General features: G+C 56.6%; 22 protein-coding genes and 1 pseudogene. 8 read left to right on the forward strand and 15 right to left on the reverse strand.

Annotated features, from left to right (window positions below; all coding sequences use genetic code 11):
- Window positions 1-114 precede the first annotated feature (114 nt).
- Both HMPREF9163_RS00850 and HMPREF9163_RS00855 read left to right on the forward strand, forming a co-directional pair.
- Window positions 115-900 (forward strand): DUF4931 domain-containing protein, encoded by a 786-nt coding sequence (locus HMPREF9163_RS00850; protein WP_009439723.1) that lies wholly within the window; start codon window positions 115-117, stop codon window positions 898-900.
- Complete coding sequence (locus tag HMPREF9163_RS00855; RefSeq protein ID WP_009439724.1) at window positions 897-1,793, forward strand: transglycosylase domain-containing protein; 897 nt, start codon at window positions 897-899, stop codon at window positions 1,791-1,793. Before HMPREF9163_RS00850 ends, HMPREF9163_RS00855 begins: the two co-directional genes overlap by 4 nt.
- A 2-nt stretch (window positions 1,794-1,795) precedes the next feature.
- On the opposite strand, the gene HMPREF9163_RS00860 is transcribed toward HMPREF9163_RS00855, so the two are convergent.
- From HMPREF9163_RS00860 to HMPREF9163_RS00900, 9 genes are all read right to left on the reverse strand, one after another.
- Window positions 1,796-4,408 (reverse strand): TIGR03960 family B12-binding radical SAM protein, encoded by a 2,613-nt coding sequence (locus HMPREF9163_RS00860; protein ID WP_009439725.1) that lies wholly within the window; start codon window positions 4,406-4,408, stop codon window positions 1,796-1,798.
- 83 nt (window positions 4,409-4,491) lie between these two features.
- Window positions 4,492-5,598, reverse strand: a complete 1,107-nt coding sequence (gene rodA, locus HMPREF9163_RS00865; protein ID WP_009439726.1) for a rod shape-determining protein RodA — start codon at window positions 5,596-5,598, stop codon at window positions 4,492-4,494.
- Window positions 5,595-5,882: a cell division topological specificity factor MinE gene (gene minE / locus HMPREF9163_RS00870; protein WP_009439727.1), complete on the reverse strand. Its 288-nt coding sequence runs from the start codon at window positions 5,880-5,882 to the stop codon at window positions 5,595-5,597. The genes rodA and minE overlap by 4 nt, the downstream gene beginning before the upstream one ends.
- A gap of 12 nt (window positions 5,883-5,894) precedes the next feature.
- A complete protein-coding gene (gene minD / locus HMPREF9163_RS00875) occupies window positions 5,895-6,689 on the reverse strand; it encodes a septum site-determining protein MinD (protein ID WP_009439728.1) in 795 nt (264 codons plus the stop codon).
- A gap of 9 nt (window positions 6,690-6,698) precedes the next feature.
- On the reverse strand, window positions 6,699-7,355 hold the full coding sequence (minC, locus tag HMPREF9163_RS00880; RefSeq protein WP_009439729.1) for a septum site-determining protein MinC: 657 nt from the start codon (window positions 7,353-7,355) through the stop codon (window positions 6,699-6,701).
- A 9-nt stretch (window positions 7,356-7,364) separates the two neighbouring features.
- Complete coding sequence (gene mrdA, locus HMPREF9163_RS00885) at window positions 7,365-9,155, reverse strand: penicillin-binding protein 2 (protein WP_009439730.1); 1,791 nt, start codon at window positions 9,153-9,155, stop codon at window positions 7,365-7,367.
- Between the two features lie 20 nt (window positions 9,156-9,175).
- The gene (mreD, locus tag HMPREF9163_RS00890) at window positions 9,176-9,673 is read right to left on the reverse strand and encodes a rod shape-determining protein MreD (protein ID WP_009439731.1); all 498 of its coding nucleotides are present in this window, start codon (window positions 9,671-9,673) and stop codon (window positions 9,176-9,178) included.
- Entirely contained in the window at window positions 9,670-10,611 is a 942-nt protein-coding gene (gene mreC / locus HMPREF9163_RS00895; RefSeq protein ID WP_009439732.1) for a rod shape-determining protein MreC, read from the reverse strand. Before mreC ends, mreD begins: the two co-directional genes overlap by 4 nt.
- Window positions 10,608-11,642 carry a rod shape-determining protein gene (locus HMPREF9163_RS00900; RefSeq protein WP_009439733.1) on the reverse strand — a complete coding sequence of 345 codons (1,035 nt, stop codon included), beginning with the start codon at window positions 11,640-11,642 and terminating at the stop codon, window positions 10,608-10,610. Before HMPREF9163_RS00900 ends, mreC begins: the two co-directional genes overlap by 4 nt.
- A 259-nt stretch (window positions 11,643-11,901) precedes the next feature.
- Between HMPREF9163_RS00900 and speD the strand changes: the two genes are divergently transcribed.
- Window positions 11,902-12,360, forward strand: a complete 459-nt coding sequence (gene speD / locus HMPREF9163_RS00905; RefSeq protein WP_009439735.1) for an S-adenosylmethionine decarboxylase — start codon at window positions 11,902-11,904, stop codon at window positions 12,358-12,360.
- A gap of 79 nt (window positions 12,361-12,439) precedes the next feature.
- Here the strand turns inward: speD and HMPREF9163_RS00910 are convergent, their stop codons facing one another.
- The gene (locus HMPREF9163_RS00910) at window positions 12,440-12,892 is read right to left on the reverse strand and encodes a Fur family transcriptional regulator (protein ID WP_009439736.1); all 453 of its coding nucleotides are present in this window, start codon (window positions 12,890-12,892) and stop codon (window positions 12,440-12,442) included.
- Window positions 12,893-13,080: 188 nt separating this feature from the next.
- On the opposite strand from HMPREF9163_RS00910, the gene HMPREF9163_RS00915 reads away from it, so the two are divergent.
- The 4 genes and pseudogenes from HMPREF9163_RS00915 to HMPREF9163_RS12705 all read left to right on the forward strand — a co-directional run.
- A complete protein-coding gene (locus HMPREF9163_RS00915) occupies window positions 13,081-15,270 on the forward strand; it encodes a Tex family protein (RefSeq protein ID WP_009439737.1) in 2,190 nt (729 codons plus the stop codon).
- Complete coding sequence (locus HMPREF9163_RS00920) at window positions 15,267-17,045, forward strand: nicotinate-nucleotide--dimethylbenzimidazole phosphoribosyltransferase (protein WP_009439738.1); 1,779 nt, start codon at window positions 15,267-15,269, stop codon at window positions 17,043-17,045. Before HMPREF9163_RS00915 ends, HMPREF9163_RS00920 begins: the two co-directional genes overlap by 4 nt.
- 97 nt (window positions 17,046-17,142) lie before the next feature.
- Window positions 17,143-17,736, forward strand: a complete 594-nt coding sequence (locus HMPREF9163_RS00925; protein ID WP_037345542.1) for a hypothetical protein — start codon at window positions 17,143-17,145, stop codon at window positions 17,734-17,736.
- Window positions 17,733-18,473 (forward strand): annotated as a pseudogene (locus tag HMPREF9163_RS12705) (nucleotidyl transferase AbiEii/AbiGii toxin family protein); the annotation flags it as partial. The gene HMPREF9163_RS00925 and the pseudogene HMPREF9163_RS12705, both read left to right, overlap by 4 nt.
- Window positions 18,474-18,659: 186 nt before the next feature.
- Here HMPREF9163_RS12705 and HMPREF9163_RS00930 read toward each other — a convergent pair.
- The 5 genes from HMPREF9163_RS00930 to HMPREF9163_RS00950 form a co-directional block, all read right to left on the reverse strand.
- Complete coding sequence (locus HMPREF9163_RS00930) at window positions 18,660-19,580, reverse strand: hypothetical protein (protein ID WP_037345545.1); 921 nt, start codon at window positions 19,578-19,580, stop codon at window positions 18,660-18,662.
- Window positions 19,581-19,596: 16 nt separating this feature from the next.
- Entirely contained in the window at window positions 19,597-20,541 is a 945-nt protein-coding gene (locus HMPREF9163_RS00935) for a nitronate monooxygenase (RefSeq protein ID WP_037345548.1), read from the reverse strand.
- A 229-nt stretch (window positions 20,542-20,770) separates the two neighbouring features.
- Entirely contained in the window at window positions 20,771-21,247 is a 477-nt protein-coding gene (ispF, locus tag HMPREF9163_RS00940) for a 2-C-methyl-D-erythritol 2,4-cyclodiphosphate synthase (RefSeq protein ID WP_009439742.1), read from the reverse strand.
- The gene (ispD, locus tag HMPREF9163_RS00945) at window positions 21,244-22,014 is read right to left on the reverse strand and encodes a 2-C-methyl-D-erythritol 4-phosphate cytidylyltransferase (protein WP_009439743.1); all 771 of its coding nucleotides are present in this window, start codon (window positions 22,012-22,014) and stop codon (window positions 21,244-21,246) included. The genes ispF and ispD overlap by 4 nt, the downstream gene beginning before the upstream one ends.
- A gap of 25 nt (window positions 22,015-22,039) precedes the next feature.
- Window positions 22,040-23,188 (reverse strand): PIN/TRAM domain-containing protein, encoded by a 1,149-nt coding sequence (locus HMPREF9163_RS00950; RefSeq protein WP_037345550.1) that lies wholly within the window; start codon window positions 23,186-23,188, stop codon window positions 22,040-22,042.
- Window positions 23,189-23,401: 213 nt separating this feature from the next.
- On the opposite strand from HMPREF9163_RS00950, the gene HMPREF9163_RS00955 reads away from it, so the two are divergent.
- The gene (locus tag HMPREF9163_RS00955) at window positions 23,402-25,849 is read left to right on the forward strand and encodes a TonB-dependent siderophore receptor (RefSeq protein ID WP_009439746.1); all 2,448 of its coding nucleotides are present in this window, start codon (window positions 23,402-23,404) and stop codon (window positions 25,847-25,849) included.
- Window positions 25,850-25,859: the final 10 nt, after the last annotated feature.

Raw genomic sequence — 25,859 nt, forward strand, 5'->3', positions numbered from 1 at the left:
CTCCCCATTATAGCAGAATAGAGAAGATAATTGAGTGCTGCGATAAAATATTTTACGAATGCGTGGAGAAGCGATATAATAGGGTGAAAGTGATTACAGAAACTGGGAGCATTTATGGACATCAACCTCGCCCATTTCAACACGGAGATTGGACGTCAGAAGCCCGAGAACATCATCCACAGCGATGCCGCCTGCCCGTTCTGCGAAACGGATAAGCTCACGGACATCATTGCGGCGGATGGCGACATCATCCTGCTCAAAAACAAATACAATGTCATCGAGGAGGCAGATCAGTTTGTCCTCATCGAGGGGCATGACTGCAACGCGGATATGCCGAGCTATACGCGCGACCATATGCACCGCCTCATTGCGTTCGGCATGGATCATTGGGCACAGATGCGCGCAAGTGGAAAGTACGAGACTGTGCTCTTCTTCAAGAACTACGGGCCGTATTCGGGTGGCACAATCCGTCATCCGCATATGCAGCTCGTCGGCTTCCCCTCATTTCGTCAGGAGCTTGCATTTCGACGCGCTGAGTTTGAAGGGCTGACCGTGGCAGAGCAGGACGGCGTCACGTTGAACCTCTCCACTGCACCGCGCGTCGGCTTCTGGGAGCTGAACATCGTGCCCGCCGATGCAGGGTCAGTCAGGACGATTGCGGACTATATACAGATCGCCGTCGATTTCTTCATGAACGCCTTCCGCCGCCCTCTCACAAGCTACAATATCTTCTTCTACAACGAGGGGGACGAGATCTTTATCAAGATCATGCCGCGCTTTGCCACCTCTCCCGTCTTCATTGGCTACAACATCCGACTTCTCCCGTCCAATCTTGTGGAGATGCGTGATCGGATGCGCGCAACATATTTTGAACATGACAGCAAATGGAGCAATCTATGAACGATACAATCAACGAATTGCCGCCAAAGCGAAAGCGGCGCAAGACGACGGCGCGCAAACGAACACGCAAAAAAACGCCCCTCAGATTTGGGCGTTTTTTCTTGAGTGGACTCGTCTGCCTCCTGCTCGTCTCGCTGGGGACATTTCTCTTCATCCCGCAGGTATGGCAGGAGGTCGGCGATATGCTGCCAACAGCGGAGCGGCAGTTGCCTGCGAATCAGCTGCATGAGATGCATGAGCCGGATGCCGCCGAGCAGATTGCGCGCATTCTCTTCATCCGCCGTGCCATTGAGGCGCGCCTTGACCGTGCGGACTATGTGCCCATCGGACGTATTTCGCCAGAGCTGAAGAGTGCCATCGTCGCCATCGAGGATCGCCGCTTCTACGATCATATGGGCTTCGACCTCACGGGCATGGGACGCGCGGCGCTCGTCAACATCCAGCACGGACGCATCGAGGAAGGCGCGAGTACGATCACGCAGCAGCTCGTCAAGAATCTCTTCCTCGCGAACGAGCAGACCTTTACGCGCAAGGCGCAGGAGCTCCTGCTTGCACTCGACATTGAGCTCTCCTACTCCAAGGACGAAATCCTCGAGATGTATCTGAATGTCGTATACTACGGCGCGGGATTTTACGGGGTCAATGCCGCCTCGGAGGGCTACTACGGGAAGTCCCCCGCTGCGCTTGACCTTCCCGAGGCATCCATGCTCGCGGGCGTTCCGAACGCGCCCTCCGAGCTCTCCCCCTTCACGAACTTCATCGCAGCGAAGAAACGGCAGGCCATCGTCCTCGACACGATGGAAGCGCAGGGACTGATCGACGCGCGCACCGCTGAGGACGCAAAGATGCAGCCGCTGATCTTCCGTCCCAGCGAGGTAGAAATGTCCAGATAAAATCAACGATCCATCAGTGCTGCGCCATCTGCAAACAGCCCCGTTCGCGTCACATACGCCTCGTTCGGGTCGACAGGCAGATCGAAGTCACGCACCATGACGCTCAAAATCTCGATGGGCTTCACGCTGCCCTGCGGGGTGACAACCAGATTCATCCAAAAGACAAGACGTCCGTTTTCCAGTTGAAAGGAGACGGGCGTTTTTACATACGCCTTCGTCTCGATCATGCGGCTCTTCTTCGGTGTACTGCGCTCCCATACGGCGCTCTCCGCCGCATTGTATCGCTCAACGCTTGCCCGTATCGACGCACTGTCCCCCGCATAAGGCACGGAGATCCGATAGCGCGCCTCATCCACATCCGCCATCAACGCCCGATGCTTGCCCTCGAGCAGACGCAGACGAACAATCTGTGCCCCGCGCGGCAAATGCGCACCGAGACGCCTCATGACCTCGCTCGGTGCGAGCGACTCCGTCATCTCGAAGTCCACATACTCTGCATCGCTCGCCGCGCCCAGAGAAAGCGCGGAGGCAAATGCCACCTTCATATGCGGATTGAAGCCCTCCGAATATGCCATCGGCAGATGCGCACGCTTGCACGCGCGGACAAAGAGATTTGCATAGTCGAGATGGGAGACATAGCGCAGCTCCTCCCCCTTCGTAATCAGTCCGCGATAGACAAAGATGCGGCGCTCTGCGGGCGCATGCTCTGCGTCCATCTCAGCCGCGCGTGGCGGCACCTCCGCAGGCGCGGCCGTGTACTCTGTCTCCGTGCCCGCATAGTCGATCACGTCCACGCCGAGCGTCGGGCAGATGCCGCAGCCCGTACAGTGCGTGCGGCGGCAGTCCTCCGTAAGCGAGGCCGCGAGTGCCTTCTGCCACTCGGACTTCAGGAATCGTTCGAGCACACCGGGCGATGTATGTGCCCACGGCAGCGGCTCACCAATCGTACGCGTGCGGCGGCTGAAATATTCCCAGTCAATGCCGCACTTCTCAAACGCGGCGAAGTAGCGGCTGTCGTCAAAGAGATCCGACCAACCGTCAAACTTTGCACCGTTCTTCCACGCTTCATAGAGCGCAGGCGCAAGACGGCGGTCGCCGCGTGCAAAGACCCCCTCGATCACGGAGAGACGCGCATCGTGGTAGTGGAACGTAATCGAGCGATCGGTGATGTGCTCCTTGAGGAGCTGCTGCCGCCGTTGAAACTCCTCAATCGGCAGCTGTCCGAACCACTGGAACGGCGTATAGGGCTTTGGCACGAAGCAGGAGACAGAGACCGTCACCTTGCAGCCACGACGCCCGCGGATCTCCGTATAGAGATCGACCACCTTTTTCGCAAGTCGTGCAATGCCGATGATGTCCTCATCCGTCTCCGTCGGCAGCCCCATCATGAAGTAGAGCTTCACCTGCTTCCACCCATGACGGAACGCCGCGCCGCACGCCGTCAGCAGATTCTCCTCCGTCACGCCCTTGTTGATGACATCGCGCATGCGCTGCGTCCCTGCCTCAGGCGCAAAGGTCAGCCCCGATTTCCGCACCTGCTGCATACGATGTGCGAGGTCAATCGAAAAGCTGTCGATGCGCAGTGATGGCAGAGAAAAGCTGAGCTTTTCCCCCGCATAGTCCGTCATCAGATCGTCCACAAGCCGCCCGAGGCAGGAATAGTCCGCCGAGGAGAGCGAGGTGAGACTCATCTCATCGTAGCCCGTCGAGGCGATCAGCCCCTCCGCCATCCCACGCAGACGCTCCTCCGTGCGCTCGCGCGCAGGTCGGTAGGCAATGCCCGCCTGACAGAAGCGGCAGCCGCGTGAGCAGCCGCGAAAGAGCTCCATCATCATGCGGTTGTGCACGATGTCCATATAGGGCACAATCGGATGCTCGACCGACATAACGCCGTTCATATCCCGCACGACACGCTTATAGATCACGGGGCGCGCATTGGAATGCAGCGCGCGCAGTGCGCGGAAATTCCCCGCATCATCATAGACCGGCTCATAGAACGAGGGCACATAGATGCCATCGATCCCGAGAAGACGGGTGAGGAAGCCGCGCCGTCCGCCCACACGCCCCTCTCTTTCCCATGCAATAAAGGCATCGCAGATCTCCGGCACGACCTCCTCCCCTTCCCCGATGACGAAGAAGTCAAAGAAGTCAGCAATCGGCTCGACGTTGTAGACACAGGGTCCGCCGCCCACGATAAAGGGCATATTCTCGCCGCGCTCGTCTGCATAGAGCGGAATGTCCGCAAGATCGAGCATATTGAGGACATTAGAGTAGATCATCTCGTATTGGAGGGAGAATCCGAGAAAGTCAAACGCCCTGATGGGGCGGCGGCTTTCAAGCGAAAAGAGCGGGATGCCCCGCTCACGCATCTTCTCCTCCATGTCGATCCACGGCGCATAGACGCGCTCCGCCGCAATGTCCACACGGCGGTTCAGAATCTCATAGAGAATGGCAAGCCCGAGATTGCTCATGCCGACCTCGTAGACATCGGGCAGCGCGAGCGCAAATCTGCACTGCACACTGTCCCAGTCCTTTCGCACGGCATTCCATTCGCCACCCGTATAGCGCGCAGGTTTCAGTACCGACTGCAGGATACTGTGATCGAGCTGCACCATTGTTTCTTATTCCCCCACATATAAACACACAAAAAAGAAAAGAGACTGCCGCGCGAAGGCGAACAGCCTCACAGAATTCTTCTCTAAAACAAGAGTTTTTGCCGCCGCAACTGAATGTTCAGCAGAATGGCGATTGCCATGATATTCGTCGTGAGCGAGCTCACGCCGTAGCTCATGAGCGGCAGCGGAATGCCCGTGACAGGCATAATTCCCATCGTCATACCGACGTTGACGAGCACATGGAACGCAATCATTGAGGTGATGCCGACCGCGAGCAGCCTGCCGAACGTATCACTCGCATCCTGCGCGATCTTGATGCCGCGCCAAAGGACGATGAGATAGAGCAGGAGCAGAACCGCACAGCCGACAAAGCCGAGTTCCTCCCCCACAACGGAGAAGATAAAGTCCGTATGGTTCTCCGGCAGGAAGTTCAGCTGACTCTGCGTCCCGCCAAACAGCCCCTTGCCGAAGAGCAGCCCCGAACCAATTGCAATCTTCGACTGGATGATGTGATAGCCCGCGCCGAGCGGATCGACATTCGGATCCATGAAGACCATGATACGCATCTTCTGATAGTCCTTCAGAAAGTGCCAGAGCACAGGCATAGCCGCAAGTCCGAGCCCGAAGATGCCGAAGAGGATGCGCAGGCGAATCCCTGCGACAAACACCATGCCAAAGAAAATCGCAAGAAAGACGAGCGACGTTCCAAGGTCGGGCTGCTTTAGGACGAGCAGGAAGGGCACGAGCACATAGCCGGCAACAGGGGCAAGGTCACTGAGTGACTGTATCTTCCCGCGCTTTTCCATCATTGCGGCGAGCGCAATGATCATGATGAGCTTTGAGAACTCCGATGGCTGTATGCTGATGGGACCGAGTGCGATCCATCGCTGTGCGCCAAGCGCCGACTGCCCGATCAGCATAACGAGAATCAGGAGAATCAAATTGAACACGTAGAAGTGATTGCCGTAGCGCTGCAATATCTTGTAGTCAAAATTCATCAGAAATGCCGCGAGGGCAATGTCGATGAGAATAGATATGCCCTGCCGCTGAACGAACCAGTAGCGCTCCTCACTCGGCGTATTGACATGGGTCGCACTGCCGATGATGACGAGGCTCATAATGACGATTGCCGCCGCTGCTGCGATCAGTGTCAAATCCGTGCGGCGCAGGAGGCGCTTTGAGAGTATCATCGCCTGCGCCTTGATAGATCACTGCCGCCGTGCTGAACACTCACCACAGGGATGTTGACGACGAGCGCCATCGTATCGTTCTCGTTCTCGAGCGCGAACTCCATCTCCCGCGTGTCGATATACATATACTTCGAGATCACCTGGATGATCTCCGCGCGCATATTATCCATGATCTCCGGCGAGACATTCGCCCGATCATTGATGATGACAAGCTGGAGACGGCGGCGCGCAACCTCGCCGGAACTTTCCTTCTTCCCGAGAAGCCTTTTCAGTGCCTCAATCACGCCAACCCCCCCTTACTTTTTCCCAAAGAGCTTGCCCTTGATCGTCTCCCAGAGACTTTCCTTCGCAAGCTCACGGAACGGGATCTCCTCGCCAGAGAGGCGACCAACCACATCGAGATACGCCTGCCCTGCGGGGGAGTCCGGCATCGTCACGCACGGCTCACCGCGGTTCGTGCTCGTCACAACCATCTCATCGTCCGGAATTTGACCGACGCATGTGACAGAGAGGATCTCATCGATATCGTCCATATCGAGCATATCGCCCTTTTCGATCATCTTCGGGCGGATGCGGTTGACGACGAGGCGAATGTCCTCCTTGTCCGCGCGTCCAAGTTCGCCGATGATCTTGTCCGCATCGCGCACAGCCGAGATCTCGGGCATCGTCACGACGATCGCCGTGTCGGCAGCCGCGATTGCCGTCTTGAATCCCTGCTCAATGCCCGCCGGGCAGTCAATGATAATGACATCATAGGAACGGCGCAGCTCCTCACAGAGCGCGGCGAGTTCCTCGGGATTGACTGCGCTCTTATCCTTGACCTGAGAGGTCGGCAGGAGGAAGAGCGAGTCGTATTTCTTGTGACGAACGAGCGCCTTCTTGTATGGCACGCGCCCCGAGGTAACATCGACCAGATCGTACATAATGCGATTCTCGAGTCCCAGCAGAAGATCGAGATTGCGCAGCCCCGTATCGGTATCGATGAGGACAACGCTCTTGCCGCGCATGGCAAATCCAACGCCCAAGTTCGCCGTCGTCGTTGTCTTTCCAACGCCTCCTTTGCCCGATGTCACCACATAGATTTCACTCATATTTCGAACCTACCTCTCTATTGGCTCAATGACAATCTGACCATCCTTCACATAGGCGCGCTCCGCCTTGCCGGAATCCTCCGGCTCATCCGGCGAACGCGCGACATAGTTCGCAATGCGAATCTGCGTCGGCATCAGATGATCTGCAATAATAAATGCGGTCGAGTCCCCCGCTGCGCCCGCATGCACAACTCCGCGGCAGGTGCCGCGAATGTCCACACTGCCGCCCGCCGTGATCTGCGCGCCGGGGTTGACATTGCCGAAGACAATGACAGAGCCCTCCGTCTCCACCGCCTGTCCGCCGCGCAGTGTCTTGTCAATGACGAGCATGCGCTGCAGCTCCTGCGGCTCTGGAACCGTTTCCTGCTCTTTTTTCTCCGCAGGCTTTGCGGCTTTAGGGGCGGGGGCAATCGGTGTGGCAGGCTCGGGCTTTGCCAGACGGCAGACCAGCCCGTGCGTCCGAAAGAGCTTCTGCATCTCTGCCAGCTCCTCTTTCGCAAAGCGATCGCGCGGAATGCGTACAAGGGTGCCGCGCAGGAAGAACCCCGCGCCCGACTCCAGTTTCCTGTCGAGCTCCTCCATAATCTCCGAAAAGGGCATATCCTCCGGGAAGCCGAGTATGAGTCCGCCATTTTCCCCTTTGATCTTGATCTTATCCTCGCCCATTTGACTCCCTCACTTTTTCCCTGCATTCTGCGGCGCGCGATCCAACCCAAAGGCGGCCTCCATGATCCTACGCCCGATCGGTACAGCCGACATCGAACCGAAGCCACCTTGCTCCACAATGACCGCCACGACAATGTTCGCATTCACATAGGGACCGTACGCCACAAACCAGCCGTGGTCGCGCCCCTGTGAGTTCTCTGCCGTGCCCGTCTTGCCCGCAATGTCGATCGGAAATCCGGCGAATACGCCCGCCGCCGTACCGATCTTCGTCACGTCATGCAGCCCCTCCTGCACATTGCGGATCACGGACGGATTCACCTCCAGCTCCGAGAGGAGCTTCGGCTGAAACTCGCGCACCGTGTTCCCGTTCACATCGACAATACGCTGGACGAGGTGCGGCTGAAAGCGCTTGCCGTTCGCCGCAATCTCCCCCATGACCATCGCAGCCTGCAAGGGGGTCACGAGGTTGAACCCCTGCCCGATTGCCGCATCGAACGTCTCAGAGAGATACCATTCGCCATCTTCGTAATTATCCGCCTTGTACTTGCGGTTCGGGGCAAGCCCCTCCGCCTCATACGGCAGATCGATGCCCGTCCGCGCGCCCAACCCGAACATCCGTGCATAGCGCTCGATGGTGTCGACACCAAGACGATTGCCCATCTCATAGAAGTAGACATTGTCCGAATGCGCCATTGCCTCTTGGAAATTGATCCAGCCAAGCGCCTCGCCGCCTGCGTTCGTCTTCGGAATGATCCAGTGATGCCCCGCATCGAAGATCTTCTCCTGCGGCGTCACCTTATGCTCAGCGAGTGCCGCCGTTCCCGTCACAATCTTGAACGTCGAGCCGGGCGGATACTCGCCCGTGATCGCCTTGTTGTCCATTGGATGATAGGGGTTGTTGTTCAGCACATTCCAGTTCTGCGTTGAGATGCCGCCTGCAAAGAGATTTGGATTGAACGCGGGTCGGCTGACCATCGCCAGCACCTCACCCGTCTGCGGATTCATGACAACAGCGGCCGCTGCATTGGCGTGCACAATGGCAAGCTGTGCGTCCACCGCCTGCTCCGCCGCCTCCTGGATATGCTTATCGATCGTCAGGACGAGATCGTTGCCCGGCACGGGTGACTGCCGACCGAGGAGCTGCACGGGGCGTCCCGATACATCCACCTCGACCTGATCACCGCCGTTGATACCGCGCACTTCCTTGTCATAGACGCGCTCGAGACCAAACTTGCCAATGATATAGCCGGACTTATAGCCCTCGTCCTTGCGGCGCTCAAGCTCCTCCTCGTTGATCTCGCTCACATAGCCGAAGACATGTGCCGCATATTCCCCGTAAATATAGTCACGAATCGGCAGCACCTCGATCACAACGCCTGGATAGTCATCCTTCTGCTCCTCGATGATCGTCACAATATCGGGCAGCACGTCAGTTTTGATGCGAATGGGATCGAAGCCAATATGTGCGTCGATTTTCTTCTGAATCTCCTCCACGGGTACATTGATGAGCTTTGACACACGCGCGATCACCTCGGGCGAAATCGGCTCCGTCAGAGGGAGCAGCGACACCGCAAAGCCGGGACGATTCGTCACGAGCAGTTCTCCGTTGCGGTCATAGAACGTCCCGCGCGCCGCCTCCGCGGGTATGATGCGGATGCGGTTGCCCTCGGCAAGACGCGCGTAAAGTTCACCGTCATAGACTTGCAGGTAGCCCGCCCGCCCGATGAGCACCGCAATGATGAGGACAATCATCAGGCTGAGGAACTGCAGGCGCCCGCTGAAATCTTCATTTTCGTTCACAACTACACTCCGAGATTATCTTAACTCTCCCGATCGCGTATACGCTTGTCCAGATGGAACGTCGTCCAGTGGATTGGATACGCAAAGATCAGCTGGAAGAGGAGCAGTATGAAGAGCACACGTCCTATATGCAGGAATGGATTGAAATGATAGCCAAGCAGATACACAATCAGCGCCGAAATCACATATTTCGCAAAGGTCGCCGCGAGTGATGCCGTAATCGGCAGGAAGAACTGCTCCTTGAACACGCGGTCAGAGAACCGTCCGAAAAAGAGTCCGATCAGCGTCAGTGTGAATGCATGCAGCCCAAAGAATGAGCCGACACTGAGATCCTCCACCAGCCCCAATGCAAAGCCGACGAATCCACCCCACACACTGCCGCGCAAAAAGGCGTAGGAAACTGTCGCCAGAAGGAGCAGGTCGGGAACGACGCCGTACACGGCGATGAGCGGAAGAAAGGAGAACTGAAGCACAAAGAGAGCGATAAAGAATACGATAAAAAATCTATATCTCTTCACTGTGCCGCCGCCTTTGCCTGCGATGCAGAGATCTGTGCCGCCGCAGCCGCTCCCGGACTGAGCGGAGCTGGCTGAATCGGCGCCGGAGGTGCTTCGCGCGATGCCGTGATGATCGCCACATCTTCGAGGCGCTGGAAGTCCACCGCAGTCTCGATGAGCGCGACCTTGAGAAGCCCCGTATCATCGCTGTGCTGCGAAACGATCTGCCCCACGGGAATCCCTTTGGGATAGATGCCGCCGAAACCGGATGTAATGACGGTATCGCCGTCCTGCACATCCGCATTGCGCGGAATATTCACCATCTGCGGCATATAGGGATTGTCCATCGTCCCCGTGACAATGCCCGTCACACGGGACTCTGTACGCTGAATGAGTGTCCCAACCGAGGAGCGCACATCGAGGATCAGCTGTACCTTGGACGAGAGCGGAGCGACTTCCGTCACACGCCCCACGAGCCCCTTGCCCGTCACGACGGGCATGTTTTCACGCACGCCGTCCTTCGAGCCGCGATCCACGACGATCGTGCTCGTCCAGAGCACAGCGTCCCGCCCGATCACGCGCGCAGCAAGAAGATCAAACTGCTGCGCCGACTGCTTGTACGAGAGGAGCTCACGCAGGCGTGCATTCTCTGCCGCGTATTCCTCCGCCATCGTATTCTGCTGACGCAGCTGCTCGATCTCATTCTTGAGCATCTTATTCTGCTCATGTACCGTAGCGATCTCCCACAGATCCGATGTAACATGTCGAACCTGCTGCCCCACATAGGAGAAGACCATCTCAAATGGGGCAAGCACAGTTCCTACCGTGCTCGTCGATGCAGTTGCCTGAAAGCGGCCGCGCGCAGCAAAGAAAATGACACAGAAAAGAGCGAGCAGAACGAATAGCAGCGCCCAGATCTTGCGTCCCGACTGCCTTGCCCGTCCGATTCGGTCAATCATTGCTTCAATTTCTTCGAGGACATAACGACACTCTTGAGGAGCCCGATGTTCTCAAGCGTACGCCCTGTCCCCTCACCAACACAGGAGAGTGCATCCTCGGACACGAGCACAGGCATGCCTGTCTCATGAGAGAGGAGCTTGTCCAGATTCATGAGAAGCGCGCCGCCGCCCGTCATCATAATGCCGTGATCCATAACATCCGCCGCGAGTTCCGGCGGTGTCTTCTCGAGTGTGCCCTTCACGGCGTCGATGATCTTGTAGATCGGCTCGTTCAGCGCCTCGCGAATTTCCTTCGCATGGATCGTCAGCGTCTTCGGCAGACCGCTTACGAGGTCACGGCCGCGGATGTCCATTGTACGATCCGTATCCGGCGTCACAATCGCCGTTCCGACCGTGATCTTGATTTCCTCCGCCGTGCGCTCACCGATCATGAGGTTATACATACGCTTGATGTACTGCACGATGGCAGAGTCCATCTCATCGCCGCCGATGCGGATGGACCTGCTCGTTACGATGCCGCCGAGCGAGATGACGGCAATCTCCGTCGTGCCGCCGCCAATGTCGACGACCATGCTGCCCGTCGCCTCCTCCACTGGAAGCCCCGCACCGATCGCAGCCGCCATCGGCTCTTCGATCAGATATGCCTCACGCGCACCTGCCTGCTGTGCCGCATCGATAACCGCACGCTTTTCGACCTCCGTCACACCCGACGGAACGCCGACCACGACGCGCGGACGTACAAACGACTTCGAGCGCATTGCCTTGCGGATGAAGTATTTCAGCATCGCCTGCGTCACATCAAAATCCGCAATAACGCCGTCCTTCATCGGACGAATCGCAACGATATTGCCGGGCGTGCGCCCGATCATCTGCTTGGCTTCCTCACCCACCGCGAGCACATCGCCCGAATCACTCTTTATTGCAACAACGGACGGCTCGCGCAGGACAATGCCACGCCCCTTCACATGCACCAGTGTATTCGCCGTACCGAGGTCAATCCCCATATCGTGTCCGCCAAAAAGACCAAACATTGTAAGTGGAGTCTCCTTCCATCACCTGAGATGTATACGTTCTATAATTCCATATGCACAGTCCTTGAAATGTGCAGAATCAGTATAGCATAAGCGCGTTTATTTTTCCATGAGATTTTATAGCGAAAACAACAGCATGTAATTCTCTTCTGGATTCTTTTTATTCTGTTTAGGACGATATGACTATATTCCTTGACGGCGGCGTCTCTTTCCTCTATAATGAAACTAAGACTGAGCACTGTAAAGGAGACTGAATCGAATGGACATTCAATCAAGATTGCTGACAGTGGATTTTTATAATTGCAAAGGTGAAAAATATACGAGTGAAGAGGCGCTGCGCGCCAAGGTCTCCGAAGCACTCAGAACCCTTGATCTCGTCCCCCTGCAGATCATCAGCGACGTGCAGGAGAGCGGTCACCTCTCCCTGATGGCACTTCTGCCCGACGGGCATCTCGCGCTGCATGTCCATCCCGAACTCCGCCACGTCTCACTCGATATCTACCTCTGCACGGAGGACGCCGCACTCGACCCGATTGCACGTACGATGCGCAGGGTGTTCCAACCCGAGAAAACCAAGACGACGCACCTGCGACGCGGCGATTTCCGCTCTCCCGGAGAGATTCGTCCCAAGACCACGACACGCGTCGCGCCCATCCGTAAGATCAAGAGCACGGGCGCGAAGGTCATCCGCATACTCGCACGGAGAAACCGCGGATAACAGAACACATGAAAAGTGACATGTACCGAACGCGCGGTGCATGTCACTTTTTTGTGCGATATGTTCAATCAGATCGAATTTAATTTTTTACCGCATTGGCCTCTTGGCACTGCGGGCAGTAGCCGAAGAAATACATCTGCTGCGAGACAATGCGATACCCCGTCACAGACGCAACATTCTTGTCGAGAGACGGGAGCGATGCAATGGGCACGTCCGCAACCTTGTCGCACGCAATGCAACGCACATGCGGATGCGCGGAGATATCTGCGTCATAGCGAAATGCCTCCTCGCCCACGTTCAGCTCACGCACAATGCCGATCTCACAGAACGCATCAAGTGACTTGTAGACCGTGGCAAGACTCATCGTCGGATAGTTCGGACGCAGCTCCTTATAGAGAGCTTCCGCCGTCGGATGCTCCTCCGTCGCAGCAAGAGCCGCATAGACGGCAAGGCGCTGCGGCGTCACCTTTTTCTTGTTCTGCCGCAGAATATCCGTGACCTCATTCAATGTCAGCATCATCTGTTCTCGCATAATTATTCCTACTTTACTCTTTTACTAAATCTAAAATCATTATTATTTATGTATTATAATACTCTATCCGAAAACTCCTGTCAATAGTCCCGTCATATTCCTTCTGCAAGAATTGTTTCCTTTCTTTATGCACGACTCGAAAATCATGCTATAATGAAGGACATTAACAGAAAGAAAGGTTTGATTCCATGCGTATTTCCGATATTCCCGCCGCGATCGCGGGCGAGCTCTCCATCCGTCCGCAGCAGGTCGAATCTGTCATCACCCTCCTCGATGACGGCAATACGATTCCCTTTATTGCACGCTACCGCAAGGAGGCGACCGGCTCCCTTGAGGACGAGATGCTGCGTCAGGTGGAGGCGCGCCTCACATATCTGCGCAGCCTCGTCAAGCGACAGGAGGAAATACTTGCACGGATTGAGGAACAGGGCAAGCTGACGGACGAGCTGCGCGCAGCCATCGAAGCTGCCGAGAAGCTCCAGATCCTCGAGGATCTCTATCGCCCCTACAAGCAGAAGAAACGCACGCGTGCCTCTGTCGCACGTGAACGAGGACTCGAGGGGCTTGCAAACACCATGCTGCTGCAGAAGGAAACAAGCGGCACGCCCGAAGATGCAGCCGCCCCTTACGTGGATGCAGAGAAGGATGTACCGAGTGCCGCCGATGCACTTGCGGGCGCGCGCGACATCCTCGCTGAGACCATCATGGACGAGGCGGAGCTGCGCCGCCTGATGCGTGAGAAATTCTGGAAGAATGCTGTCCTTGAAACGACACTTGACGCTGACGCCGAGGAGGCGCAGGTATTTCAGATGTACGACGGCTACAGTGAGCCCGTCCGCACCCTGCCCTCCCATCGCATCCTTGCCGTCAATCGCGGCGAGAAGAAGGGATGTCTCTCCGTACGCATCGCCGTCGATCATGAGGCAAATGTCGATTGGATCTACAAGCGCCTCTATGCACGCCCCTCCATTTTCGAGGGGGAACTGCGCGCGGCGGTTGAGGACGGCTACAAGCGTCTGCTCGTCCCTGCACTAGAGCGCGAACTGCGCACGCAGCTGACCGAAGCGGCAGAAGAGAAGGCGATTTCCATATTCGGGCACAACCTCCGTCAGCTTCTCCTGCAGCCCCCGCTTGCAGGGCATACGGTGCTCGGGCTTGACCCCGGCTACCGCACGGGCTGCAAGGTGGCACTGGTCGATGCGACCGGCAACGTCCTCGCAAGCGGTGTAATTCAGGTCACGAAGAGCGACGGCGAGCGCAAATCTGCGGCGACAAGCCTCCTGAAACTCATCAAGGCACACCATGTCACGCTCATCTCGATTGGCAACGGTACGGCGTCCTATGAGACGGAGCAATTCGTCGCCGCGCTGATCCGCGACAACGACCTCAAAGACGTACACTATCTCATCACAAACGAGGCGGGTGCGTCCGTCTACTCTGCCTCACAGCTCGCGAAGGACGAGCTGCCCGACTACGATGTCACGATTCGCGGCGCCGTCTCGATCGCACGCCGCGTGCAGGATCCGCTCGCCGAACTCGTGAAGATCGATCCGCAGGCGATCGGCGTCGGTCAGTATCAGCACGATGTCAGCCAGAAACAGCTGCGTGAAACACTCGACGCAACGGTCGAGGACGCCGTAAACCATGTCGGCGTCGATCTCAACACGGCATCCCCCGCCCTGCTGAACCGCATTGCGGGCATCAATGCAGCGATTGCAAAGAACATCGTCGCCTATCGCAACGAACACGGACGCTTTGCGAGCCGCAAGGCACTCCACAAGGTCGCGCGCCTCGGCGATGCAGCGTTTACCCAATGCGCGGGCTTCCTACGCATCTACGACGGCGAGACACCGCTCGACAGCACCGCCATCCACCCCGAGTCGTACGAGCTTGCGCGCTCCATCCTCGTGGAGCTCGGCGCGGACGAGGACGATCTGCGCGACCGCGCAAAGCTCCCTGCCCTCGCACTCAAGACCGCGCAGATGAGTGCAGCGCCGCTCGCAAAGAAGCTCGGCGCGGGGGTACCGACCGTCACGGACATTCTCAAGGCAATCGCGCGCCCCGGGCGTGACCCGCGCGAGGATCTGCCCGCACCACTCACGCGCCAGAACATCGTGAAGCTCTCCGACCTTGCCGTCGGCACGGTCCTCAAGGGAACAGTCCGCAATATCACGGACTTTGGCGCATTCATCGACATCGGACTGAAACAGGCGGGACTCCTCCACATCTCCGAGATGAGCCACCGCCGCGTGCGCCATCCGCTCGATGTCCTGTCCGTCGGCGACTCGCTCGATGTCATGATCATCAGCATCGACGAGGCACGCGGGCGCATTGGGCTCTCGCTGAAACGCATGGAAAAGGAAAAGGCGCGCGCATGAATCTTCTTGAACAAACGGTAGTGGCAATCCATGTCCCCGACACGGAGCTTTCCTCGGCAGTCGACGCTGCGCTGTCCGCACAGACAAGCACAGATTTCGGACATCTGCGCTCCATCCTCCTTCGCTATATGAACATCACGGGCGAGCGCCATCCCGCACCGCCGCAGACGAGCGTCATTATCTCCTGCGCCGACCACGGCGTTGCCGCCGAGAGCGTCAGTGCCTATCCGCCCGAAACCACGCTGAATATGATGTGCAACTATCTCATTGCACGCGGCGGCGCAGCGAATGCAGCCGCAAACTATGCGGGGGCGCGCCTCGTCGTTGCCGATCTCGGTGTAAATGCCGCTTATGATGATATTCCGGGACTCTTGCAACACAGTATTGCACGCGGCACGGCGAATATGACGAAGGGCTCTGCCATGACGCGCGCACAGGCGATTGCAGCCATCGAGACGGGCATCGTACTCGCAAACGACTGCGCAGATCGCGGCGATCGCTGCATCCTCCCCGGCGAGATGGGCATATCGAATACCACTTCGAGCGCCGCCATCGTTGCGGCATTCCTTGGACTAACACCTGAGGAGGTCACGGGACGGGGTGCGAATATCTCGGACGCGCGCCTCGCGCACAAGATTGAGATTGTCCGCCGCGCACTCAGTGTCAATCGTCCCGATCCGCATGACGGACTGGATGTCCTCGCGAAGGTCGGCGGCTTTGAACTCGGCTGCATCGCGGGTATTATCCTCGGCGCTGCCGCGCGGCACATGCTCGTCATCCTCGACGGAGCGAATACGACATCTGCTGCGCTCATCGCCCACGCCCTCGCCCCCGACTGTGCACATTATCTGCTCGCCTCGCATGCCTCCCTGACGGAGCACTCCCATCCCCACGCACTCCGCCGCCTCGGACTCACGCCCATCCTCCGCCTCGACATCCGCCTCAGCGAGGCGGCAGGCTCCTCGATTGCGCTGCGACTGCTGGAACGGATGCTGAAAATATGGGAAGCGGTGGATGCACCCTCGCATAATGCAATGCCTCCCCCGTGCGACACGGGGGAGGGGAATCGCGCAGCGGTGGAAGGGGCGCTCCTGCCAGTCTCTCCCCCCCAGCACGCCTCCATGGATGCCTGTCAATACCGCCTCGACAACCTCGCAAAGCCCATCCACAGCCTCGGCTATCTCGAGCGGATCGCCGTGCAGCTTGCAGGCATCCTCGGCACGGAGCGCCCGCCCATAGACACAAAGGCAGCCCTCCTCCTCATCACAGACAGGGAACTGCCCGCCGATCTGGCATACATTCTCAACACACTCACGGCGTCGGCATCCATCCCCGTCCATATTTTCACCGTCTCACAGGTCATAAAGGACACACGCACCGCATACGAAACAGCATATGCCCTCGCCCGCACCTATCCCATCCTCATCCTCGGTGCATATGAACGGGAGGAAAGCACCGCTGTTTCGGCGGCGCTCACTGGTGCTCTGCATGGAGCGGCGGCAGGCGCAAGCCTCATCCTGCCCGGAGACGCACGGACGGATCGCGCAGCACGCACAGCCGCTGATGAGAACGCCGCCCTACGTCCCTACATCCTGCACATCCTCCCAGATATGCTCATGATCGACACGGAGCTGACCGCAGGCATCGCGGGCATCCTCGGCATAGAGATTGTACGCGCCGCCCTCCACGTCGTAAACGAGATGAAAACCTTCACCGAGACCGGCGTCGCCGTCGCCATCGACGGCGCAGGTGCGGGGCGACAAGTAAATACATAATTCAGTAAAAATCCAGTCATGCACATATAAAAATTTATATGTGCATGACCGGATTTCGTGTATAATGGATATAGAAAACAGATAAGGGGTGAACTTTATGATTCCTTCAGAAAAAAATCTCACAGATAGCATTACATGGCGAAAAAAAGATCTGCTACACCATATGACAGAGTTTGAATTCCGCCAGCTATTAAAAAAGAATCAGCTGATACGAATTCAAAAGGGCGTATATCAATACGCTCACATCGATCTGCCGGATAATGATATGATTCTTGCACAAGATCTGTTCCCACAGGCAGTCATCAGCATGTTTACAGCAGCCAGCTATTACGACCTGACAAATATAATTCCCTCTTCCATTCAATTAACGCTTCCCAGCAACAAATCCCGCCGTCTCCCCCTTCCAAGCTACCCACAAATCGAATTTTTCTTTGCCAATGAAAAAATAATAGATCTTGGCATTGAAATCATTTCTGAAGAAAATTATCCCCTTCGTATCTACAATCGTGAACGTGTGGTCTGCGATATGTTTCGGTATCTGCCCCGCGTTGGACTGGATGCAGCACTCGATATATTCAAAAACTATATGCACAACAAGAAAAATCGTCAACTGGACAAGCTACTCCATTACTCTCGCCAGCTTCGCGTCTATAAATATATCCATCGTTATACGGAGGTGTATATCGCATGAATGAGCAAAGTGTAAAAGACAAGCTCAAGAACCTGGGACGTGAAAAAAATAAAAACTATAACGAACTATTGATACGGTACGGCATCGAGAGATTTCTCTATCGACTCTCCATCTCCGCATATCGAGAACATTTTATTTTGAAGGGCGGTGCTTTGCTCTATACAATTTTCGAGTTTTCGTCACGGGTGACAAAAGATATTGACGTTTTAGCAAAACATATCAGCAGTTCTACCGAGCAGATCTGTAAGACCATCACCGACATTTGTCAGATCGAAACAGACGATGCACTTCGTTTTCAGCCGCCGTGTCTTGATGATGTAATGCATATTTCGGAAGAGGACGAATATCATGGCATACGTGTAAAATTCAAGGCATTTCTAGGGAGGGCAGAAATTTATTTGCAGCTTGACATAGGATTCTCGAATACTCCCCTCCCGGCTCCCAAAGAGATATCATATCCCTCTTTGCTCTCAATGGACGCCCCCAAGCTATGGGGCTACGCCATAGAAACCGTCATTGCCGAAAAGTATGAGGCAATTATATCGCTAGGCGAACAAAACAGCCGATACAAAGATTTCTACGATATTTGGCAGATCAGTAAAACACATTCTCTGAATGGAGATACCTTAAAAGAAGCAATCATGCAAACATTCAAGGACAGACAAACGGAATTTCACATGAACATCTATCAGCCAAATTTCTGTGTGAACAAGGAAAAGCCTTGGCGTGCATTTTTGCGTCGTATCAACGCATCAATCGACATTTCCTTCACCGAGGTCATACAGGAAATCAGTGTTTTTCTGCTTCCGATACACAATTCATGCGTGAATCATATATCGTTTTATCGTCAGTGGGACACTAGCTTGGAAATAAAAATACACCTTGTATGCGCACATTTCCATACGCATACAAGGTGTATGTGGTCAGACCGTCACCTCGACCTGCCCCCTCTTGAACACCTTTCCAATCGTTCCGAACTGGAAAGTTGCCGTCTCCTTGACCGTAAAGCGGCCGTACGTGTTCCCTGCGCGATAGTTCGAGTTGAACGCCTCGCGCATGCCGCCCGCCGTGTGCATCTCCTCCCCGTAGACGAGGAAGGGATTCGGGACGACGGCAAAGAGCCCGTTGCCGAGCGGCATGCCCCAGAAGTCGGCATCGCGCGTCGGCGTGACCGCGACAAAGCGCGGCTCGAGCTCGGGACGGCTCAGGCGCAGCTGCATATTCGTACAGCGCATGCCCTGCACCTCATAGAGCTTGATGAAATCGTCCTGCGCCTTTTTCTTCTGAAACATTGTCCCGACGACATCGTAAAGCGCGTTGTAATCGCGTATGTAGTCCGCCGCACGCTCTGCGGGCGTCCGCTCACGCAGCTCGTGCACAGGAATCGCATCCAAAGCCGCCTCGGCGGCTTTTTTGCGTGCCGCCTCGTTCTGCCGTGCGCGGTCACTCGGGGTAGACTCCTTGCCGCCCGTCGCCCGCGCATAGCTGCCCGCCGCGCGCTCCATCGCATTCATCGCCTTGCCCTGCGGTGGCTGCTCCGGCGGTTTGACCGGCGAGGCAGCCGCCCCCGTGTAGGCACGCGACAGATCGCGCTTCATCTCCTCGTCGAGGAGATCGCTCACGGACGGGACAGCGCGCTGCGCAGCGGCATTCGCCTCCGCAGGATCATCGGCAGCCGCCTTGGGCGGCTCCTTCCTCTGCGGCGGCGTGCCCGCACGGCGCTCCGCCTCCTCCAACCGCTCCACCAGCTCGTCAATACGACTCTGCTGACGCAGCGCCATCTTTTCGAGAAGCGTGACGCGCTTCGCGAGTTCATGAATCCGTGTCAGTTCGTCGTTTCCCATTCCCCTGCGTTACCCCTTAAATCTCAATCTTTGCCGCCTGCGCTAGCGTCTCACGCGCTTCACGCACGATGCGCTCCACGATCGTCTGCACCGGCTCAATCTCGCGCAGGAGGGTCAGCGTCTCACCCGCCTGAACCATGCCGTTCACAACGTCGCCATCTACGGCTGCGAGCTTGTTCGTACCCGTTGCACGGTCGAGCAGCTCCTGCTTGGTCGCCTTGCCCGAATACTCGAGCGCAACAAATTCCTCCGAGAACTTGTTCTTGACCCCGCGCACGGCACCGCCGATTGTGACACCCGTGACAATCGTGTCCGTGTCCACTGCCTCGAGCAGCTTTGCCTTCATGTTCGGATGCGCGACGCACTCCTCTGCAACGAGGAAGCGCGTCCCCATCTGGATGCCCGCAGCACCCATGAGGAGAGCCGCTGCAAGTCCGCGCCCGTCGCCGAAGCCGCCCGCCATGACAACGGGGAGGGAAACCTCGGGGATGACCTGCTCCATCAACGGCAGGGTCGAGAGCACGCCGATGTGACCGCCCGCCTCCATGCCCTCTACGACGATGGCGTCCGCGCCCTTTTCCTCCACGCGCTTTGCGAGTTTCACGCTCGGCACGACGGGGATGACCTTCACACCCGCCGCATGCAGTTTTTCAAAATACGGGACGGGATTGCCCGCGCCGAGCGTGACAAACGCCGGCTTTTCCTCGCAGATCACGTCCACGATCTCGTCCTTGTTCGGCGCCATGAGCATGACGTTCACGCCGAACGGGCGATCCGTCAGCGTACGGCAGCGGCGAATCTCATCTCGCGTGTACTCCGTCGTACGCCCACCCGTCGAGATGATGCCCGCACCGCCCGCATTCGAGACCGCCGAGGCAAGATTCGCCTCCGAGATCCACGCCATGCCACCCTGCAGAATGGGAACCTCGATTCCCAAGAGTTCCTTCAGCTGATTTGCCACGTTGCTACCTCCATCATTGTATGATACAGTTTTTCTGAAACAGTCGCCCATGCGATACTCCAAAGCAAACCCTAGTGGAGCAAGCGGAGAAAAGCGTTCGACTCGCCCCCTGCGGATTTCTTTCGTTCAAGCGAAGCGCGTTTAAGAAGTCCGCAGGTATTTAGGCGAACGAGAACGCGACCGCTTGCGTAACTAAGCGTTTGCGTGGAGTATGCAGGGTCTTGCAACATTATACACGCTCTATGCCCGCAATGGCATAGGCAGACATCCCTTCTCCGCTGCCCGTGAACCCGAGCCGCTCCTCCGTCGTCGCCTTGACGTTGACATCCCCCGCCACGATCCCGAGTATACGCGCGATATTGTCACGCATCTGAGGAATATACGGCAGGAGCTTTGGTGCTTGTGCCACGACACACGCATCCACATTACCGATCACATAGCCCTCGGCGCGCACGAGCCGCGCGACCTCTTCGAGGAGTTTGCCGCTGTCCGCGCCTTTGAACCGTTCATCCGTATCCGGAAAATGCTTGCCGATATCCCCGAGCGCAGCCGCACCGAGAAGCGCGTCCGAAATCGCATGAAGCAGCACATCTGCATCCGAATGCCCGAGTAGCCCCTTTTCATACGGCACATCCACACCACCGAGGATCAGCTTTCGCCCCTCGACAAGTCTATGAACATCGTAGCCGATGCCAAACCGCGTCATTCTCCATCTCCCTTCCGCCGCCGCACGACGCCGCCGAGCAGGCGCTTCGCCTCGTGTACGGCGGTTTTCATCAGTTCTCCCGCGCCCATATCATTACGCAGGATCGCCTCCGCGACCACCATGTCCTCGGGCGTCGTCACCTTGATATTGCTGTACTCTCCCTTGACAATATGCACGGGCACGCCGATACGCTCCACAAGGCTCGCGTCGTCCGTCCCGAGAAAGCCATCCTCATCCGCGCGGCGGTTCGCCTCGATCAGAATCTCCTTGCGGAAGCCCTGCGGCGTCTGCACCTGCCAGAGTGTACTGCGCGGCGGCGTCGAGACCACAACGTTGTCCTCCGAGGCAATCTTAATCGTATTCTTCTCCGGCACGGCGACAATCGCCGCCCCCTCCGCGCGCACAACGCGGATCAGCTCCTCGATCGTCTCGCGACGAATCAGGGGGCGCGCCGCATCATGGACGAGCACGACATCAGCCTCCTCTGAGACGAGGGCAAGTCCATTGCGGATCGAATACTGCCGTTCCGAGCCTCCCTCCACCACGCGCCACGGGGCAAGCCCCTTCACGCGGCCGAGCAGCGTACGCACGGCATCCACCTCATCAGCGCCGACCGCAACGATCAGCTCACCGACCTCGGGCACCTTGGAAAACGTCAGCAGCGTTCTCAGGAGCATCGGCTTTCCGGCAAGCGTCAAAAAGACCTTGTTCAGCCCAATCTGCATCCGATGCGCCTGTCCCGCCGCGGGAAAAACCACACTAACCATGCAACATTCCCTTCCTGTATTCGATTCAGCGCGTCAGTTTCGCAAAGATCATGCGACCCGCCGCCGTCTGAAGCGCCGATGTCACCTCTACGGATACAACTTCATTCATACAGTGAAATCCGCCATCCACAACGATCATCGTGCCGTCGTCGAGATAGGCAAGCCCCTGCCCGTGCTCCTTGCCCGGACGGACAATCTGCACCGTCATGAGATCGCCCGGAATGGCGACCGGCTTCACCGCATTCGAGAGCGCGTTGATGTTCAGCACGGGAACGCCGCGCAGCTGCGCAACCTTGTTCAAGTTGAAATCATTCGTGATGATCTTGCCGCCGACCTCCTGCGCGAGCTGGAGCAGTTTGGAATCCACCTCTGCGATATCCTCGAAGTCCGCCTCTGTGACCTCCACCTTCATGCGCGACTCCTTGCGGATCTTTTGCAGGATGTCGAGCCCGCGCCGTCCGCGCACGCGCTTGAGGGAGTCGGGTGAGTCCGCAATATGCTGCAGTTCCTCGAGCACAAAGACTGGAATGAGCAGCGTCCCCTCGAGGAAGCCCGTCTCACAGATGTCCGCAATGCGCCCGTCGATAATGACGCTCGTATCGAGCAGCTTGTACTGCCGCTCCGTCTGTGCGGACTGCGCTGCCGTCATTGCGGGCATGCGCCCCTCACGTGCACGCGACATATCGCGCAGAAAGCGCGGGATGAAGTCAAAGACCGCCGCGAGCTCCTCCTGCTTACGCACCATGATGTGGACGCCGAGATAGCCGAGCACAATGCTGAACACGATGGGAATGTAGTCGCCGACAATCGGTATCATAGAAAACGCGTCGCCTAGGAGACGCGCAATGATGAGTCCGATAAAAAGTCCGATTGCCCCTGCGATCACATCGCGTGTCGGCATCTTGCCGAGCTGCCCCTCCACCCACACGGAGAAACGTCTGAGACGTCCCGTGAAGAACGGCGCGAGCGGGTAGCCAATCATGCCGCCGAGGAACGTGCCGAAGAGAATGCAGCAGAGCCCCGCTGGCGAGAGTCCGAGAACGCCCAGCTCAATATGCCAGAACGGCGCGGAGAAGTAGCTGCTCACCGACGGTATGGCGAGTTCGAACAGAGTCCCTCCCACAATCGCCGTGATGAGCACAATGAAAAAACGTAATACACGATCAAGTAACAAAACATTCACCCCCTTTCATTAAAAATAGACTGTCGGAGCATCCCATAAATACATGCTTCTCAACTCTTTCAGTATAATAAAAAAAGTTCGCATTGTCAAAACAGCTCTTTTGAAAATGAATGTTACTCTTGACATCTATATTGTTTTTCATATAATGATTATTGTACTCATTATTTATTATTTTTCATCTCTACAGAAAGGATTTTTCAAGGTATGACATTCAAAGGAAAAATACGTCAAGGACGATATGCACTGCTGACCGCAGCTGTGCTTGCCTGCCTTGGATCACCACATGTCTACGCAGCGGAGGACGCTGCCGCTGGGAGCGACCAGTCAAAGGTCTCAACAAAAGATATCCACGTGGAGGTGGACTTCGATAAAGAGATGCTCAAGGAAGCTCCCGAGACAAAGACAATCATCTCCCGTGCCGATCTCGACCGCAAGGGTGCACGTACGCTCTCGGATGCACTCGCGGCGGAGCAGGATGTCCAGATGGGCACGGACAACATGGGGCGCAAGACCGTCAGCATCCGTGGCGCAGAGCCGCGCCACACCCTCATCCTCGTCGACGGACGCAGGCTCGCGGGAGGCCTCAGCAAGTATTACGGTGCAACAGACGAGGTGAACCGTCTCGGGCTCGATGACATCGATCACATCGAGATCATCCGCGGCTCGGGCACGGCACGCTACGGGGCGGATGCCATCGGCGGCGTCATCAACATCATCACGAAGGTCTCCCATCGCAGGGGCGTGCGTCTCACGACCGAGGGCTCGTGGATCGACGCGGGCGGCAGCCAGTATAACCACAGCATCGGCCTCTCCACAGGCGACCTTGGAGGCGGCACCTATATGGACTTCTCCTACGGTTGGAGCAAGACCGCTCCGTTCCTCTACGATAATGACGGCACATCCATGCAATACTACGGCAAGCGCAATCCGATGAGTGCACGCGCCGAGTTTACGATCGGCAAGGACGAGACAATCACCATCTCTGCAGATCGTCAGACGGAGGACCTGCAGAAGGATACAACGCTTGGCAGATTCACGCGAGGCAGGGTCATAGATATGGCGGCACTGGAAGATGCGTGGCGCAATAATTTCAGCATTGACTGGAAGAAGCAGACGAGCCGCGCGGACTACCACGTGCGCCTCTACCAAACGGAACATAATTCCGATGTAACTTATCGTGTTTTTGGCAGAGGAATGCCCTATCATCATTTCTATTTCGATTTTTTTGATCGCATCGATAACGTTTTCGAGGCATCCGTCGGTGTGATGGCGCACGACAAGCACTATGTGACCGTTGGGGCGGACTATCACGATGAATACGGTGAGGGAACACGAATCAGTGTTCCGAGACAGACGGCGCGTCAGGAAACGAGATACTATAGTTTCCCCAACCCGGATGATCCGTCTAATCCGAATAAGCGCTCCTACACCGGAAATATCTATGATGCTTCACTGAACTACTACAGTGCCTACATCATGGATGACTGGCAGGTCGGTAAGAAGCTGCTCGTGATCCCAGCCCTGCGCTACACGAACCACAGTCACTTCGGCGTGAACGTCTCCCCCTCCATCGGTGCTACGTACAAGGCACGCAACAACGTCCGCATCAAGACGAATATCGGGACAAGCTTTGCCACGGGCGGCATCGCCGAGCTCTACCACGATTGGGAAATGTACGAACCGTCGCTGAATCCCAAGCCGCCGATTCGCAACGGCTGGCTGTTCGAAGGCAATCCCGAGCTGAAGCCCGAGAAGGCGCTCAATATGGACATCTCTGTCGAAAAGGATTTTGACAAGAAGACCAGTGCAAAGCTCACCCTCTTCCGCAACGATTACAAAGACTATATGCAAATCATGTATAACGGAGAGAAGCAGAGCAAAAACCTTTATGGCCGTACCTACTATGATCCAAAGGTACGCTATCCGAATGTCTACGGATATTATGACTATGATACGCTTGTATCCATGATAGAGTCTGCGCCCAACTGGCAGTATATTGAGGACAATATCCTTGATCCTGATGAAACATCTATGGTGTCCAATGTGCCTGCTACGGATGATGTCTATACCTACCGAAACATCTCCAAGGCGCGCACGCAGGGAATCGAGGCGGAGGTGACGCATCAGGTTGCACGCGATTTCAGCATCAAGGCGGGATACACCTTCCTTGATGCCTATGATCGTCAGACGGGCAAGCGTCTCGAGGGACGCGGCCGGCACATGCTGAACCTCACGATGACGTACAGCGATCCGAAGAATGGATGGCGTGCGACCTTCTGGGGCGACTATACGCGGAACTATCTTGATATCCGCGACCGCATTATCACAGGTCGACTGATGGATGCAAACGGAAACACAATTACGGAGACACCTCATTACACGTTCACGAACCCCGAAACAGGTGAAGTCTATCATTTGTTCCCCAACGAAACAGATGCCAATACCCATGTAAAAGGCGGCATTCAGCATGACTTCACCCGTGAAAAGCTTGCCCGCGAGAAGAACTACGGTCTGTGGAATCTGATGGTCGAGAAGGACTACCACCACTTCCTTACGTTCTACGCCGGTATCACCAACATCTTCAACCAATATGACCCGTTCCTCGGAATGGGCGGGCGCATCTACCGTCTCGGTATGCGCATGATGTTCTAATCTATACAAA

It is taken from the genome of Selenomonas sp. oral taxon 138 str. F0429, from assembly GCF_000318175.2.
Lineage (GTDB): Bacteria > Bacillota > Negativicutes > Selenomonadales > Selenomonadaceae > Centipeda > Centipeda timonae.

Excerpts from the sequence above, each read along its gene's own strand:
- speD (WP_009439735.1), top strand. The coding sequence starts at position 11,902 with ATGGACATTCAATCAAGATTGCTGACAGTGGATTTTTATAATTGCAAA.
- HMPREF9163_RS00955 (WP_009439746.1), top strand. The coding sequence starts at position 23,402 with ATGACATTCAAAGGAAAAATACGTCAAGGACGATATGCACTGCTGACC.
- ispD (WP_009439743.1), bottom strand. The coding sequence starts at position 22,014 with ATGGTTAGTGTGGTTTTTCCCGCGGCGGGACAGGCGCATCGGATGCAG.
- rodA (WP_009439726.1), bottom strand. The coding sequence starts at position 5,598 with ATGATACTCTCAAAGCGCCTCCTGCGCCGCACGGATTTGACACTGATC.
- HMPREF9163_RS00855 (WP_009439724.1), top strand. The coding sequence starts at position 897 with ATGAACGATACAATCAACGAATTGCCGCCAAAGCGAAAGCGGCGCAAG.
- HMPREF9163_RS00920 (WP_009439738.1), top strand. The coding sequence starts at position 15,267 with ATGAATCTTCTTGAACAAACGGTAGTGGCAATCCATGTCCCCGACACG.
- HMPREF9163_RS00925 (WP_037345542.1), top strand. The coding sequence starts at position 17,143 with ATGATTCCTTCAGAAAAAAATCTCACAGATAGCATTACATGGCGAAAA.
- HMPREF9163_RS00930 (WP_037345545.1), bottom strand. The coding sequence starts at position 19,580 with ATGGGAAACGACGAACTGACACGGATTCATGAACTCGCGAAGCGCGTC.
- HMPREF9163_RS00910 (WP_009439736.1), bottom strand. The coding sequence starts at position 12,892 with ATGCGAGAACAGATGATGCTGACATTGAATGAGGTCACGGATATTCTG.
- HMPREF9163_RS00850 (WP_009439723.1), top strand. The coding sequence starts at position 115 with ATGGACATCAACCTCGCCCATTTCAACACGGAGATTGGACGTCAGAAG.
- minD (WP_009439728.1), bottom strand. The coding sequence starts at position 6,689 with ATGAGTGAAATCTATGTGGTGACATCGGGCAAAGGAGGCGTTGGAAAG.
- HMPREF9163_RS00860 (WP_009439725.1), bottom strand. The coding sequence starts at position 4,408 with ATGGTGCAGCTCGATCACAGTATCCTGCAGTCGGTACTGAAACCTGCG.
- HMPREF9163_RS00900 (WP_009439733.1), bottom strand. The coding sequence starts at position 11,642 with ATGTTTGGTCTTTTTGGCGGACACGATATGGGGATTGACCTCGGTACG.
- mreC (WP_009439732.1), bottom strand. The coding sequence starts at position 10,611 with ATGATTGACCGAATCGGACGGGCAAGGCAGTCGGGACGCAAGATCTGG.
- minC (WP_009439729.1), bottom strand. The coding sequence starts at position 7,355 with ATGGGCGAGGATAAGATCAAGATCAAAGGGGAAAATGGCGGACTCATA.
- HMPREF9163_RS00915 (WP_009439737.1), top strand. The coding sequence starts at position 13,081 with ATGCGTATTTCCGATATTCCCGCCGCGATCGCGGGCGAGCTCTCCATC.
- ispF (WP_009439742.1), bottom strand. The coding sequence starts at position 21,247 with ATGACGCGGTTTGGCATCGGCTACGATGTTCATAGACTTGTCGAGGGG.